Genomic DNA, 14,408 nt, shown 5'->3' on the forward strand with positions numbered 1-14,408 from the left:
TCCCCATGAAAACGCTAAGTACCTAGAGGCAGAATGAAGACCTATCAGGCCGCCTGAAGTGCACGCGCGCGAGGCGGCGCAAATTCTGCTATGCTCCGGCTCAATGGCGAGCCACAGGGAGGCAGGCAGAATGCGAATTCTCATCGGATTGGGCGCGGCATTGGCGCTTTGGGTCGGAGCCGCAGAGGCGCAGGATCGGCGGCCAAGCCACTGCATCGCTTTGGCGGAAGCGCCGGGGATCACCTATCTGCACAAAGCCTCCTTTCGCGATCCAGTGGCCGAGCATGCGGTGCGCATCAGCTATATCTCCCACGCCTCTTTCCTGATCCAGAGCCATGACGGCATTGATGTGGTGACCGATTATACCGGATTTCTGGGCGCCACGGATTTTGTGCCCGATGTGGTCACCATGAACCACGCCCACAGCACCCATTGGACGGCAAATCCCGATCCCGCGATCCCGCATGTTTTGCCGGGCTGGGGGGACTATGGGCTGGGCATTGAGCACCACCTTGATCTGGGCTCCATGCTGGTGCGCAATGTCTCGACCGACATTCGTAGCTATGGCGGGATTGAGGAAAAGGGCAATTCGATCTTTGTCTTTGAGGTGGCGGGGCTGTGCATCGGCCATCTGGGCCATTTGCATCACGAACCAATTCCGGCGCAATATGCGGCCCTTGGGCGCATGGATGTGGTGATGGCGGCGGTGGATGGTGGCATGAGCCTTGATGTGGTGACCATGATGCGGGTGCTGCGCAATCTGAAAGCGCAGGTGGTGATCCCGATGCATTGGTTTGAGAGCTGGACGCTGGAAGCGTTTTTGACCGGCATGTCAGATGAATACCTGATTGAGCGCAATGCCGGTTCCTCGCTGACCGTGAGCCTGCGGGATTTGCCGAAACAGCCGACCATCAAGGTGCTGATGCCCCGCTTTCTGCAAGACCCGGAGTGAGGGCAAGCGGGGCGGCGCGCTCTTTGCGGGCTGCGCTCTGGACGGGGGAGGCGGGCTCCCGTAAGTCTTTGGCATGACATTACAAGCCGCCACCCCCGCCTTTGCTGACCGTCTTGCCGCCACGCTGCCCGCAGACACGTTGCGTGCGCCTGAGGCGCGGTATCTGGAAGAGCCGCGCGGGCGGTTCTTTGGCGGTGGCGGTGTTTTGGCCCTGCCACGCAGTGCCGAGGAAGTCTCCGTCATTGTGAAAGCCTGTGCGGCGGCGCAGGTGCCGCTGGTGCCATATGGCGGCGGCACGGGGCTTGTGGGCGGGCAGATCAAAACCGAGGGACCGGCACCGGTGGTGCTGTCGCTTGAGCGGATGAACCGTATTCGCGCCGTGCATCCGTTGGAGAATGTGCTGGTTGCCGACGCCGGGGCCATTCTGGCCGAGATCCAACAGGCTGCAGAGGCTGTGGACCGGCTGTTTCCGCTCTCACTTGGTTCCGAAGGCTCTGCCCGCATTGGTGGCAATCTTTCGACCAACGCGGGTGGGCTCAATGTGCTGCGCTATGGCAATACGCGCGACCTCTGCCTTGGGCTGGAGGCGGTGCTGCCCAATGGGGAGATCTGGAACGGGCTGACGCGGCTGCGCAAGGACAACACCGGCTATGATCTGCGCAACCTGCTGGTGGGGGCGGAAGGCACGCTGGGGGTGATCACCGGCGCGGCGCTGAAGCTTTTTCCGCGGCCACGCTCGGTGGGCACGGCGATCTTGCAGGTCACCGATCCGGAAGCGGCGCTGCGACTGCTCGCTTTGGCGCGTGATCAGGTTGGCGAAGGCGTGAGCGCCTTTGAGTTGCTGAGCGCTCAGGGGATGCATTTTGTGGCGGAGACCTTGCCGGATGTGCGCCTGCCGTTTGAGACGCCGCCCGCGTGGTCTGTGCTGATCGAGCTGGGCCTGCAAAACGGCGCGGATGCGGCGCTGGAGGCGTTGTTTGTGGCAGCACTGGAAGCGGGGCTGGTGCGCGATGGGCTGATCGCGCAAAGCGAAACGCAGCGCGCAGAATTCTGGAGCCTGCGGGAGCATATCCCGATTGCCAACAAGAAGATCGGCTCAGTGGCGAGCCATGACATTTCGCTGCCGCTGAGCGCCTTGCCGGATTTCATTGTGGAGGCGAATGCCAAGGTTGAGAGTTTTGGCCCATTCCGGATCAACTGTTTTGGCCATCTGGGTGACGGCAATCTGCACTACAATGTCTTTCCACCCAAAGGTGGCAACCGGCATGACTATGACAACATTCGCCACAGCGTGAGTGAGGCGGTCTATGACCTCGTGCACAGCTATGGCGGCTCGTTCAGTGCGGAGCACGGGGTAGGGCGGATGAAAGTCGCGGCCTTGCAGAAATACGGTGATCCCGCGCGACTGGCGGCGATGCGCGCCATCAAGGCGGCGCTGGATCCGGCCGGGATCATGAACCCCGGCGCGGTGCTTTAGGGCGCGCCAGGTTTCCTCTTGCCCCAAATATCCCGGGGTAGACACATCGCAGATGTGTCAGGGGCAGCGCCCCTCACTTTACGTAAGGGCGCGCCACCTATCCGTTTTGGGTGGGCTCAGAGGCCTTCAAACTCGCAAAGCACGGAGACATCCATGCCCATGGCTTCGAGCTTTTCGCGGCCGCCGAGTTCGGGCAGGTCGATGATGAAAGAGCAGCTGATGATTTCGCCGCCCAGACGCTCGATCAGCTTGATGCCGGCCTCAGCGGTGCCGCCGGTGGCCAGCAGATCATCCACCACCAAAACCTTTTCACCCGGCTGGATGGCGTCATCGTGGATTTCCACGATCGCCTCGCCGTATTCCAGTTTGTAGTCCTGGGAGATGGTGGTGCCGGGCAGTTTGCCTTTTTTGCGGATCGGCACAAAGCCGACGCTCAGCTGGTGGGCAATCGCGCCACCGAGGATGAAGCCGCGGGCCTCAAGCCCGACCACCTTGTCGATGCGTGTGCCCGCATAGGGGTGCAGCATCTGGTCAATCGCCATGCGAAAGCCGCGCGGGTCGGCAAACAGCGTGGTGACATCGCGAAACATGATGCCCTCATGGGGGAAGTCCACGATGGTGCGGATGTAGTCTTTGACATTGGCGGCTTTGGGCATGAGGTCCCTCAAAATGGTGCTTATGTGACGGCTCACATCTGCCCAATACCGCAAGATTTCGCAAGAGGAGGTTATTGACGTTTTGCCGAGCCTTTGTAGCGGCGCAGGCGGTACATCGCGTTGGTGAGCCAGCGCGCGTGCGGTTTGTGCCAATCCAAGCGATCATTCACCAACAGAGTTTTGGCGGTGTAGAGATTCATCGCATGTCCTTTCGTTAACTGCTTCTGCTTTTTAGAATTTTCTGGACTATGTATATTTAACGTATATACGCTTCTCAGGATATCAAGGTATTCCTTACCAGGGGGTTAAGGTGGCAGATCAGGGTGCAACAGAGGCAGGGGCTGCGTCTTCGAGCAAGAAGACAAAAGCGAAGGCCAAGGAAAAGTCCAAAGCCAAGAAGGACAGTCAGCTGATTTTGCGGCTTGATAAAGAAGAGCGCGACGCCTTCGTGGAGCTGTGCAAAGAGCTCGACACCAGCGCCGCGCGGGAGATCCGCGGGTTTATCCGCAAGTTTCTCAAGAAAAACAGCGCCTAAGGCGGGGCGCTTCGTCTGGGGTTATTGCCGGGTGCTTTAGCTTGCGCGCTTCAAGGTGGCCGTGAGCAGGCCCATACCCATGAGGGTTGCCCCACCCAGGCGGGTGAGAGTGCGTAACACGGCGGGGCGCGAAATGCGGCTGCGCATTTTGTCTGCCAGAAGCGCATAGGCCAGCGCGTTGAGCGCGGCGAGGGTGACAAAAGTTACGATCAGAATGGCGAATTGCGGCAGCATGGGCGCGGTCGGCGTGATGAACTGCGGCACAAAGGCGATGAAGAAGCCGATGCTCTTGGGGTTGAGGGCAGTGACGGCGGCGGCATGGCCAAACACGCCGCGCGCCGGAAGCTCGCTGCTTTTGGCGAGGTCGCCAAGATCGGTTGTGCCCGCACTGCGCAGCATCTTGAAGCCGAGCCACAGCAGGTAGACGGCCCCGACCCATTTCAGCACCGTGAAGGCGGTTGCGGAGGCCAGTACAATGGCGCCAAGTCCCAAGAGAGAGGCCGACATGGCGATCAGATCGCCCAAAGCGACACCGGCTGCCGTGGCCACCGCCACCTGCCGCCCTTGAGTGAGCGCGTAGCTCAGCACCAGAAGGATGGTGGGGCCGGGGATCAGCAAGAGCGCGGTGGAGGCCGCGACAAAGGTCAGCCAGAGATCAAAGGGCATGGGGCAACCTGATTTGAGGGTGATGTTGTGTTCGGGCAAGAAACAACATCACATCCGCGGCGTCCAGCGCAGATTGGGGTTAGGGCAGTTTGATGGCTTGGACATGCATCCAGTCAAAGTTCTTCTCGCGCCCGAGAGATAGCCAGCCTTCTTCTTCCCAGAAGCGCCAGAAATCGAGGCAGTCTGCGCGGGCGAGGCGGGCGCGATCCCAGCCCCATTTCAGCTTGTTGCGGCCCGGATCAAAATCGATCGCGCAAGCGAAGGAATGGGTCGACCATGTGGAGCCGCCGCGTTTTTTGCGCACGTTCAAGCAACCGCCATAGATGTCCAGACCGAGAAGTTCGCGCGCAGACTCGTCGTAATGCTCTGCGATGTTCGTGAGCACTTTTTCCAGGCTTTGGGCCACTTTGGGGTGGCAACCAATCTTGGTGGTTTTGACCGAGCGGTCCCAAGCGAGTTTCAGCGTCCAAGGCGCTCGCACGGAGGTGGTTGCCGGTTGCCCGCCGTTGTTGGGGTTGAAGTCAAAAAAGTCAAAGAGTTCAGCTTGTCCCGAGCGGTCTGTTGGCCAACCGTTTGGGTTGGCATTGAGCGGTTCAATGTCGCGGAAACTGAGAGGGCGTTCGCCGGTCTCTTTGAAAAATCGAAAGTCAGAATAGGCCGACTCTGTCATGGTGCCCCAGAGTCCATCAGCCGGGCCTGGATCAAACTCTGCGTCTTTGCAAATCAGTTGAAAGGCGGCGACCCGTTTGCGGGCCGCGCTCCAGCCGTCGGGCGATTTGCTCAAGTCGCTTTTGCGCGCTTCAATAAGGCCGCCGACGGATTTGTCGAGCGCTGCGTTGAGAGTACCGTTGATAGGGCCGGTGTACTTTCCAGCCCGATCCAATTCGTCTTGCAATATGCGAATGGCGCCTTGTTTCATAAGCGTTCTCCCAAAATAACTTGTCTGAAATTGGGAGGATCATAGCACAAAGCGCCCTGTGTTTTAAGCGACGGGGCTGAGGACCCGCCCGGCCACTGCGTTGAGTTTCTCGACCATGGCCGGGTCGCGTTTGTCCGGGGCTGTCAAAATCGCAAATTCCAGCGCGCGGTCACAGCCGTGCTCACAAGGCGCACGCTCGGCACTCAGAAGGGCGGGGAGGCGGCGCACCATGTTGCGGCCTTTGTCGGCGTTGCCCATTAGGATCTTGATGATCTCAGCAACATCCACCTCGCCGTGCTCGGGATGCCAGCTGTCATAGTCGGTGACCATGGCGACGGAGGCGTAGCAGAGTTCGGCTTCGCGGGCGAGTTTGGCTTCGGGCATGTTGGTCATGCCGATCACATCCGCGCCCCAGCTTTCGCGGTACATTTTGCTTTCCGCGAGTGTGGAGAACTGCGGGCCTTCCATGGCGAGATAGGTGCCGCCTTTGTGTACATTGATGCCTGCGTCCTTGGCGGCGGTGAAGCAGGCTTCTGAGAGGCGCGGGCAGGTTGGGTGCGCGACGCTGACGTGCGCCACAAGGCCGGGGCCAAAGAAGGATTTTTCACGTGCAAAAGTACGGTCAATGAATTGATCCACAATAACAAAATCGCCCGGTGCCATCTCTTCGCGGAAAGAGCCTGTGGCGGAGACAGAGATCACATCGGTTGCGCCAAGGCGTTTGAGCGCGTCGATGTTGGCGCGGTAAGGAACCGAGGAGGGCGTGTGGACATGGCCGCGGCCATGGCGCGGCAGGAAGGCCATTTTGACGCCATCCAAACGACCAGTGAGGATTTCGTCAGACGGGGTGCCGAAGGTGCTTTCGACCGCCTGCCATTTGGCGTCCTCCAGCCCGTCGATGTCATAAATTCCGGAGCCGCCGATCACGGCGATCATGGTCTCTTTGGTGGCCTCAGTCATGGCTGTCTCCCAGTTCCAGATGTTGGAGGCAGTCTTGGGCGGCGGGCCGCGGAATTGCAAGGAAAAGGCGCGGGTGTCACCGCTCTGTCAGAGGCTTTGGTGCGCGCGCCAGCACATGGCGCTGTTTAAGGCGTTTGCAACCCGCGCTCAGACAGCTGGGCGACATAGTCCGTATAGGCGGCTTCAAACCCTGTGAGCGGCCATGTCAGATCCTGCGAGGTGCCGTGGCGGTCGCGGAAGGTGAAGCGCAGATCGCCGCCGGTGCGCATTTCCTGAACCAGCGTATCGGCCGCCGCGCCGTCAAAGCGACAGGAGGCACCGGTGAGACAGCCCACGCGGTTGGTGTGCCAGACGGAGGCTTGATCGCGCTCGATCCGGAAGTTGCCGGCGGCGGTCAGCGTGCCGAGTTCCATGCCAAATTCGATGTCATAGCCGCTCTCCGCACCGGGGGTGAGGAAGAAGAACTGCGCGGCAAATTTGGGCTGTGGGGAGAAGACATCGACGCGGCGGATATAGCAGCGCTGGGCGAGCGTGCCGCTTTCTTCGCGCTCGTCACAGATGGTGTTCCAGATGTCGTGGATCTCATGATGGGTGACGCGCCAGTTGGAGGGGCGGTCGTTGCCGTCCTGATCCTGAGCGGCCAGGGGGGAAGTGGCCAGGGGGGAAGCGGCGAGAAGCAGTGCGATGAGCCAGCGCATGGTTGGTCCTTTGGCGAGACGGGGAGGGCGTGAGTGGTGGCGTGTGAGTGGTGGCAGCGTGAGTGGGCGAAACTGGCGACAGCTTCTCCCCATAGGCGTGCATTGTCCAATCACGTGACAACATGAGTTTGTGATCAGGGCCGCTTTGTGCGCCCGAGAGGATGCCGGTTTTGGCAGCAGTGCCAAGCCTATGTGCCCTTAAGCGTTGTGGAAATGCCCCCCCGAGCCTACGCCACAGGTGCCCGCTATTGTTTGCAAGGCTCAAACCCGTTAGGGAGGCCACAACAGCGAACATTCCCTGACAGACGTAGGTAGCCATATGAGACGCGCGGCGTTGGCCATGCTGGCCAAGAATATTTCTCCTCCCAACCTTTCCATCATGCAAGATGAGGGGTTCACCCCCGGCCGGATCAAGACCGAGGTGCTTTCGGGCCTGACGGTTGCGCTGGCGCTGGTGCCTGAAGCGGTGGCCTTTGCCTTTGTTGCAGGGGTGCACCCGCTGGTCGGCCTTTATGCGGCCTTCCTTGTGGGCCTGATCACCGCACTGATCGGTGGTCGTCCGGGCATGATCTCCGGTGCAACTGGCGCGCTGGCTGTGGTGATGGTCGCCCTGGTGGCCGAACATGGTGTGGAATACCTCTTTGCGACGGTGATCCTGATGGGGATTTTGCAGGTCTTTGCCGGGGTGATGCATTGGGGCAAGTTCATCCGCCTTGTGCCGCATCCGGTGATGTTGGGCTTTGTGAACGGTCTGGCGATTGTGATTTTCCTCGCGCAGCTGACGCAGTTCAAAGATCCGGATACCATTGTGAACACAGGCCATGGCGCCGGTGGTGGCGAGTGGTTGGCCGGGCCGCAGTTGTTCATGATGCTCGGGTTGGTGGCGCTGACCATGGTGATCATCTGGGGGCTGCCCAAGCTGACCAAAATTGTTCCAGCACCGCTGGCGGGCATTGGCATCACGGCGATCCTGGTGATTGGTCTTGGCATTGACGTGCCAACCGTTGGCGATATGGCCTCTATCTCCGGTGGTCTGCCGAGCTTCCACATCCCGTTTGGCGAAGGCGAAGGCATTTACCCACCTGCGATGCTGGCACCGTTCAACCTTGAAACGCTTTATATCATTCTGCCTTACGCGGTGATCCTTGCTGCCATCGGTCTGATCGAGAGCCTGCTGACCTTGAACCTTGTGGGCGAAATGACCGGCAAGCGCGGTGGCGCGAGCCAGGAGTGTATCGCGCAGGGGACAGCCAATGTGGTGACCGGCTTCTTTGGTGGCATGGGCGGTTGTGCGATGATTGGTCAGTCGATGATCAACGTGAAATCCGGTGGCCGCACACGGATCGCCGGCATTGCGGCGGCGCTGTTTCTGCTGGCCTTCATCGTGGTGGCAAGCCCGCTGATCGAACGTATTCCACTGGCGGCGCTGGTGGGCGTGATGTTCATGGTGGTGATCGGCACTTTTGCCTGGAACAGCTTCAAAATCATGCGCCGCGTGCCGCGTATGGATGCCTTTGTGATCGTGCTGGTGACGGTTGTGACCGTGCTGGAAGACCTCGCTGTGGCGGTGGTTGTCGGGGTGATTGTGAGCGCGCTGGCCTACAGCTGGCAGAACGCGCGCCGCATCCATGCCCACACCCGCGAGAGCGAGTCTGATCCGGGTGCGAAGGTCTATGAGATCGAAGGGCCGCTGTTCTTTGGCTCTGCAGATGGCTTTGCCGAGCTGTTTGAGATCGAGAGCGATCCGGCGCATGTGATCGTGGATTTTGCCCGCTCCCGTGTGGTGGACCAATCTGCGCTGCAGGCGATCGAAGCCGTGGCAGCAAAGTATGAAGAGGCGGGCAAGCAGCTGGTACTGCGTCACCTGAGCCGGGATTGTCATGAGCTGCTGAGCAAGGCAGGTCACCTGATGGTGGATAGCGATGATGACCCGGAATATGAGATCGCCGTGGATTACTCGGTGCGCACGGGCGTTCTGAGCGGCGGACACTGACCGCTACTGAGCGGAAACAGTGTGGAAAAGAAGAAGGGCTGGCCGATGGGCCAGCCCTTTGTTGTTTGGAGAGGCTTTAGATTATGCGGCCTGAAGATCGCCACCGGCAGAACCGCCGAGTGGGTCCGGGCCGTAGCGGTTGTCGCCCTGGGTACCGGGGACAAACAGAAGCGCGAGGGCAAACAGAATGCCGATGCCCGGAATGATGGTGATCAGGATGGCCCAGCCGGTCCAGCCAAAGTCACGGCAGCGCTGGCTGCCAACGGCCCAGCTTGCCACGAAGAGCGGCAGGATCAGCACCAGAAGGATGAGGCCAAGGCCTGCAGTTGCCGTGGCCAAAGCGGCAATAACGGCACTCAGAACCATGGAGATGATCACCATGGTCAGAACGAAAAGGAAGTAGCTTTTGCGGTTGCGGCGACCGGAAAAGGAAAAGATATCTTGAAAGACGGGCTTGGACATTTTTGCTCCTAATAGTTGAATGTTTTGGTCATTAATATTTTTTTAATACCTGTGCTAGTGCAAATTCCCGTAAGTAAAACGCTCTAAAATCCGCTACACAACTCGGGTAGGGCTTGGGAGGCATGATGCCGTTTTTTGCTATTCTGATTGGGCTTTTGCCGTCGTTTCTTCTGGTGGTTTTGGGCGGTGTGGTGCGCGGGCGTCTCTCGGTGAATGCCTGGCAGGGGCTGGACAGGCTCAACTTCGAAATCCTCTTTCCGGCGCTCTTGTTTGTGGCGGCCAGCCAGCGCCCTTTGGAGCTCGCGCAGGTGGCGGCGATTGCGCCCATCGTCTGGGGGCTGCTTGCGGTTGCGCTGGGCGTGGGCTATCTGGCGCGCCCGTTTGGGCCGGAGGCCTTTCGGGATTTTGCGGCCGGGTGGCAGACCTCCTGGCGGACCAATACGGCATTGGCGTTTATCGCGGTGGCCACCACCAACACGGCGGGTGTGGGCGAAATGGCTGTGGTGGTGGGCATGGGGGTGCCGATGGCCAATGCGCTGGCGGTGATTGTGCTGAGCCGGGGCGGCAGCCTTGGGCTCTGGGGGACGTTGCGCAAGGTGGCGCTGAACCCGTTTCTGCTGGCGTCGCTGAGCGGTGTGATCGTGGGCTTGTCTGGCTTGCGCATTCCGGGGCCGGTGCTGGCACCATTGGAGTTGCTGGCGGCGGCAGCCATACCGATTGCGTTGATTTCAGTGGGCGCGACGATGAATTGGGGGGCGCTGGCGCGGTTGGACCGGTTCAGCGGAGCGATATGCGCCGCCAAGCTGGTTGTGATGCCTGCAAGCGCGCTGGCGGTCGCTTCGGGCTTGGGGCTTGAGAGTGGCGTGGCCGCGGCCATGGTGATCTGGGCAGCCCTGCCCACCGCAAGTGCGGCGCATGTTCTGGCGACGGGCTTTGGCGCGGATCGGGAGCTGGCGGCCACTTTGGTGGCGCAGACAACGCTGCTGGGTGCGGTGAGCCTGACGCTTTGGATCACCTTGGTGGAGGTGGTGTTTTAGCCGCAAACAGAGACGCGCCTGACCCTGGGTGGGGGCTGAAAGCGCCCTCCCGTGGGGAGGGTCTTGCGCGGCTCGGCGGTGCCGAGCAAGACCTCAGAGACGTTCTAGCGCCTCAACATCTCCAGCCATGATCGCGGGGATGGCGGCTTCGATCCGCTCCTGTGGCCAATCCCACCAGGCGACCTCCAGAAGGCGGGCAATGATGGCTTCGTCAAAGCGCTTGCGCACAATGGCGCCGGGATTGCCTGTTACGATCCCATAGGGCGGGACTGTGCCGCGCACCACCGCGCCTGCGCCGATGATCGCGCCATGCCCGATCTGCGCGCCGGGCAGCACCATTGCACCGTAGCCGAGCCAGACGTCATGGCCCACAATCGTGTCGCGCTTATCGGGCTGATAGCCTTCGGGCACGGTTTTGCCGAAAATCGGGAAGGGATAACAGCTCAGCCCATCCATGGCGTGATTGGCTGAGGAGGTGATGAAGCGCACCCCATGGGCGATTTGGCAGAATTTGCCGATCTGCAGCTTTTCCTGCGAGAAAGGGAAGAGGTAAGGGGCCAGATGGGTGGCCCAATCCTCTGGCGGTGCAAAGTCGGAGGCATAGGTGAAGTCTCCGACCGAGAAGTTTGGCTGGTCAATCACGGCGGAGAGCAGCACTGTGCCTGCGTGGCGTGATCCATCCGGGAGCACGATGGGGTGCGGCTGGGTTGGATCGGGCAGGGGCATGGGGCTCTCCGTGTGTTGGGGTCAGCTTTGGCCGGGGCGGGCCAGCGTGAATGTGTTGTCGACCACCGAGTAGTCTTTGTAGCCAAGGCGGGCGAGGGGGCGGAAGGTGGTCACGTCAAAGATGCCGTCCACAAGGCAGTCGTCGCGCAGATGCACGCCGGTGACTTCGCCCAGAACCATGAAGTTGTTTTCCCCCAAGAGCGGCACGATCTGGGTCATGCGGCATTCCAGCGAGGCCGGTGCACCGATGAGGCGGGGGCAGGCGATGGTGTCGCATTCTGCGGCCTCAAGACCGGCTTTCTCAAACTCGTCCACGTCTTTGTCAAAGCCATCGGTGGAGATGTTCATCGCATCGCGCATGTCAGAGGCAACAATGTTCACACAGAACACCTCGGTGGCGCGGATGTTGGAGAGGCTGTCTTTGCCCTCGGCCTGATCGGGTTTCGCCCCGGTGGAGGCAAACATCACCTGCGGCGGGTTGTCCGCGAGGCCGTTGAAAAACGAATAAGGCGCGAGGTTGCGCACGCCGTTTGCATCCTGCGTCGACACCCATGCAATCGGGCGCGGGGTGATGATCGCTTTGAACGGGTTGTGCGGGAGGCCGTGGCCGTCCTTTGGCTGATAGAACATGAGGTTTCCCTTATTGGTTTGCAGGAAGTCGTAGCGCCATGTTAGGGGCGAGGGAACCGTAAAAAGACGTCACAATCGGGCAGGGAGCGGGCGGTGTTCACGCTGGCAGTGGAGACAGGTGAGGATTGGTGGGAGGTAGAGGCGCTGTATGACCTCTGCTTTGCGCCGGGGCGTGAGGCGCTGAGTTCTTACCGTTTGCGCGATGGGGTGGATCCTGTGGCCGGGCTGTCGCTGGTGGCGCGGGATGTGGATGGCATTCTGGCAGGCGCAATCCGGTATTGGCCGGTGAAGATCGGCGACGTGAAGGCCTTGCTCTTGGGGCCGGTGGCCGTGCACCCGACCCATCAGGGCGAAGGATTGGGCGGTTTGCTGATCGAAGACAGCCTGAGCCGCGCAGCACCCTTGGGCTGGGAGCGGGTGATGCTGGTGGGCGATGCGCCTTACTACCGCCGCTTTGGCTTTGAGAAGCTTGCAGATGTTGTTATGCCGCCGCCGACCAACCCTGAGCGGGTGCTGGGGCGGGCGCTGGTGGACGGCGCTTGGGAGGACATCGCAGGGGATGTTGAAAGCGTGGCTGGCTGAGGCTCCGGAAACGCGCTGTTGGGGCCAAAATAGGGGGCAAACCCATGTCATATGAGCTGACCACCAAGCAGATCACGGATCTGACCGCGCTGCGCCACGCGCTGCATGAGACGCCTGAAATCTCCGGCGAAGAGGCACAGACCGCCGCGCATATTGCGGAGGCGTTGCGCCAAGCGGGGGCTGATCAGATTTGGACCGGCCTTGGTGGGCATGGGGTGGCCGCAGCCTTTGAGGGCAAAGCGGCGGGGCCCACGGTGATGATCCGCTGTGAGCTGGATGGCCTGCCGATTCATGAGGTGTCTGATTTGCCTTACCGTTCGCAGATTGATGGCAAAAGCCATGTGTGCGGGCATGACGGGCATATGACAATGGTGATGGGCTGCGCGCTTGCGCTGGCCCGCCGCCCGGCGCGCGGCCGCGTGATATTGCTGTTTCAACCTGCTGAGGAAACCGGCAGGGGCGCACCTGCGGTGGTGGATGATCCGCGTTGGTCTGCGCTGAAGCCGGACTATGTCTTTGCCATTCACAACCTGCCGGGCTTGGCGCTAGGCACGGTTGGACTTTGTGCGGGCACGGCCTGTTGCGCCTCACGGGGGATGCAAATCAGGCTGGCGGGCAAAAGTTCTCATGCGGCCATGCCGGAGGATGGGGTGTCCCCCGCAGGGGCTATGGCGGAGCTGATGACCGCCTTGCCCGCGCTGAGCCGTGGGGGCGCACTGGATGAGGCCTTTCGCCTTTGCACGCTGACCCATTGCAGCCTCGGGGAGCCGACCTTTGGCATTGCACCGGGGGATGGGGAAATCCGCTGCACGCTGCGCTGCGTGAGTGATGCCACCATGCAGGGGCTGATCGAAGAGGCGGAAACAGCGGTGACGGAGGCCGCCGCGCGCCACGGGCTTGAGGCCGAGATCACCTGGCACGATGTCTTTGCCGCGACGGTCAACGCTGATGAGGCGGTTCAGCTGACACAGCAGGCCGCGCAGGCGACGGGGCTGGCGGTGGAGATGTTGCCGGAGCCGATGCGGTTTTCTGAGGATTTTGGCTGCTTCGGACTGGATGGCGCGACCACGGCGATGATTTTTCTGGGCTCCGGAGTGGATCAGCCGCAGCTTCACAATCCTGATTTTGACTTTCCCGATGCTTTGATCCCGCATGGGACACATCTGTTTCTGAACCTGATCACACAGCTGCTGGAGGCGTGAGCTTAAGCGGGCCTACAGCATAGGGCATAGGTTGAAGCCTTGGGCGGGATGCCTACCTATTCTTCATGACCAAAGTAGAGATTTTGCCGGACGCGCCGCTGCGCGAGATTGATCTGGAACGCGAGTTGGATGCGCTGGCCAAGCGGTATCAGGGCGCAAGCGGGCTGGGGATGAAGGTGCTGGGTGTGCTCGGCATCCCTGTGGGCGGCTTGCTAAAATCGCTGCCGCAAGAGGTGCAGACCGGGCTTGGCGGCGCCACAGAATATGCGCTGACGCAGGCTGTGAAATGGGCCGATGGCAGCCGTGGGGTGATCAAGGATCAGCCGGATTGGATCAATGCCTCGATCACTGCGGCGCTGGGCGCGGCGGGGGGCGCAGGCGGTGTGACCTCGTCATTGGCAGAGTTGCCGATCACGGTGACGGTGCTGCTGCGTGCCATCCAAGGGGTCGCAGTACAGCATGGGTTTGACCCGTCAAAGGAAAGCGTGCGCTTTGATTGCGTGCGTGTGCTGGCGGCCAATGGGCCGTTTGAGGAAGACCGCGGCGCGGATCTGGCGATGCTGGAGCAGCGCGCGGGGCTGGCGGTGGGCGGCGCCAAATGGGTGACATCGGTGATTGTTCCCCGTCTGGCGCCCGTGCTGGGGCAGAAGCTTGCAGCGCAGGCGGTGCCGGTGATTGGGGCCGCTGCCGGTGCGGCGACGAACTACGCTTACACCAGCTATTACCAAGACATCGCCCATGTGCATTTTGGCCTGCGCAAGCTGGCTGTGGAGGCCGATGTTGCACCGGACGTGCTGGTGGCGGGGATGCGGAAGAGGTTGGGGACAGAGTAAGTCTCGTAGCGCCCTCCCGTGGGGTCGATCGGGCGATGCTTGGCGGCGTGCAAGGCACGCCGTTGTTCCGAGCCTAGCCC

General features: G+C 61.1%; 17 protein-coding genes. 8 read left to right on the top strand and 9 right to left on the bottom strand.

The window, feature by feature from the left end:
- Positions 1-130 precede the first annotated feature (130 nt).
- Together J7399_RS13720 and J7399_RS13725 are read left to right on the top strand one after the other, a co-directional pair.
- Positions 131-952, top strand: coding sequence for an MBL fold metallo-hydrolase (locus tag J7399_RS13720; RefSeq protein ID WP_209086926.1), 822 nt, complete (start codon positions 131-133; stop codon positions 950-952).
- Positions 953-1,025: 73 nt separating this feature from the next.
- A complete protein-coding gene (locus tag J7399_RS13725; protein WP_209086927.1) occupies positions 1,026-2,429 on the top strand; it encodes an FAD-binding oxidoreductase in 1,404 nt (467 codons plus the stop codon).
- A 116-nt stretch (positions 2,430-2,545) separates the two neighbouring features.
- On the opposite strand, the gene J7399_RS13730 is transcribed toward J7399_RS13725, so the two are convergent.
- Both J7399_RS13730 and J7399_RS21105 read right to left on the bottom strand, forming a co-directional pair.
- Entirely contained in the window at positions 2,546-3,085 is a 540-nt protein-coding gene (locus J7399_RS13730) for an adenine phosphoribosyltransferase (RefSeq protein ID WP_209063752.1), read from the bottom strand.
- Between the two features lie 71 nt (positions 3,086-3,156).
- The gene (locus J7399_RS21105) at positions 3,157-3,285 is read right to left on the bottom strand and encodes a hypothetical protein (RefSeq protein ID WP_280637739.1); all 129 of its coding nucleotides are present in this window, start codon (positions 3,283-3,285) and stop codon (positions 3,157-3,159) included.
- A 110-nt stretch (positions 3,286-3,395) separates the two neighbouring features.
- Here J7399_RS21105 and J7399_RS13735 point away from each other — a divergent pair, with 110 nt between their 5' ends.
- Positions 3,396-3,620, top strand: coding sequence for a hypothetical protein (locus J7399_RS13735; protein ID WP_209087344.1), 225 nt, complete (start codon positions 3,396-3,398; stop codon positions 3,618-3,620).
- A gap of 36 nt (positions 3,621-3,656) precedes the next feature.
- Here the strand turns inward: J7399_RS13735 and J7399_RS13740 are convergent, their stop codons facing one another.
- From J7399_RS13740 to J7399_RS13755, 4 genes are all read right to left on the bottom strand, one after another.
- Complete coding sequence (locus tag J7399_RS13740) at positions 3,657-4,286, bottom strand: LysE family translocator (protein WP_209063750.1); 630 nt, start codon at positions 4,284-4,286, stop codon at positions 3,657-3,659.
- Positions 4,287-4,365: 79 nt separating this feature from the next.
- A complete protein-coding gene (locus J7399_RS13745; protein WP_209063748.1) occupies positions 4,366-5,205 on the bottom strand; it encodes a hypothetical protein in 840 nt (279 codons plus the stop codon).
- A gap of 63 nt (positions 5,206-5,268) precedes the next feature.
- Positions 5,269-6,165 (bottom strand): S-methyl-5'-thioadenosine phosphorylase, encoded by an 897-nt coding sequence (locus J7399_RS13750; RefSeq protein WP_209086929.1) that lies wholly within the window; start codon positions 6,163-6,165, stop codon positions 5,269-5,271.
- A gap of 125 nt (positions 6,166-6,290) precedes the next feature.
- Positions 6,291-6,863: an invasion associated locus B family protein gene (locus tag J7399_RS13755; protein ID WP_209086931.1), complete on the bottom strand. Its 573-nt coding sequence runs from the start codon at positions 6,861-6,863 to the stop codon at positions 6,291-6,293.
- A 319-nt stretch (positions 6,864-7,182) separates the two neighbouring features.
- On the opposite strand from J7399_RS13755, the gene J7399_RS13760 reads away from it, so the two are divergent.
- On the top strand, positions 7,183-8,856 hold the full coding sequence (locus tag J7399_RS13760) for a SulP family inorganic anion transporter (protein WP_209086933.1): 1,674 nt from the start codon (positions 7,183-7,185) through the stop codon (positions 8,854-8,856).
- A gap of 81 nt (positions 8,857-8,937) precedes the next feature.
- On the opposite strand, the gene J7399_RS13765 is transcribed toward J7399_RS13760, so the two are convergent.
- Positions 8,938-9,318: a DUF805 domain-containing protein gene (locus tag J7399_RS13765; protein ID WP_209063739.1), complete on the bottom strand. Its 381-nt coding sequence runs from the start codon at positions 9,316-9,318 to the stop codon at positions 8,938-8,940.
- A 125-nt stretch (positions 9,319-9,443) separates the two neighbouring features.
- Between J7399_RS13765 and J7399_RS13770 the strand changes: the two genes are divergently transcribed.
- Positions 9,444-10,355 carry an AEC family transporter gene (locus tag J7399_RS13770; RefSeq protein WP_209086935.1) on the top strand — a complete coding sequence of 304 codons (912 nt, stop codon included), beginning with the start codon at positions 9,444-9,446 and terminating at the stop codon, positions 10,353-10,355.
- Positions 10,356-10,448: 93 nt separating this feature from the next.
- On the opposite strand, the gene J7399_RS13775 is transcribed toward J7399_RS13770, so the two are convergent.
- A complete protein-coding gene (locus tag J7399_RS13775) occupies positions 10,449-11,081 on the bottom strand; it encodes a CatB-related O-acetyltransferase (RefSeq protein ID WP_209086937.1) in 633 nt (210 codons plus the stop codon).
- 21 nt (positions 11,082-11,102) lie between these two features.
- Entirely contained in the window at positions 11,103-11,711 is a 609-nt protein-coding gene (locus J7399_RS13780; RefSeq protein ID WP_209086939.1) for a flavin reductase family protein, read from the bottom strand.
- A 93-nt stretch (positions 11,712-11,804) separates the two neighbouring features.
- Here J7399_RS13780 and J7399_RS13785 point away from each other — a divergent pair, with 93 nt between their 5' ends.
- From J7399_RS13785 to J7399_RS13795, 3 genes are all read left to right on the top strand, one after another.
- Positions 11,805-12,293 (top strand): N-acetyltransferase, encoded by a 489-nt coding sequence (locus J7399_RS13785; RefSeq protein ID WP_209079385.1) that lies wholly within the window; start codon positions 11,805-11,807, stop codon positions 12,291-12,293.
- Positions 12,294-12,337: 44 nt separating this feature from the next.
- Positions 12,338-13,495 (top strand): amidohydrolase, encoded by a 1,158-nt coding sequence (locus J7399_RS13790; protein WP_209086941.1) that lies wholly within the window; start codon positions 12,338-12,340, stop codon positions 13,493-13,495.
- 65 nt (positions 13,496-13,560) lie between these two features.
- Positions 13,561-14,328, top strand: a complete 768-nt coding sequence (locus J7399_RS13795) for an EcsC family protein (RefSeq protein ID WP_209086943.1) — start codon at positions 13,561-13,563, stop codon at positions 14,326-14,328.
- Positions 14,329-14,408 lie beyond the last annotated feature (80 nt).

This window comes from Shimia sp. R9_1 (genome assembly GCF_017743775.1).
In the GTDB taxonomy this organism is placed as follows: Bacteria; Pseudomonadota; Alphaproteobacteria; order Rhodobacterales; family Rhodobacteraceae; genus Shimia.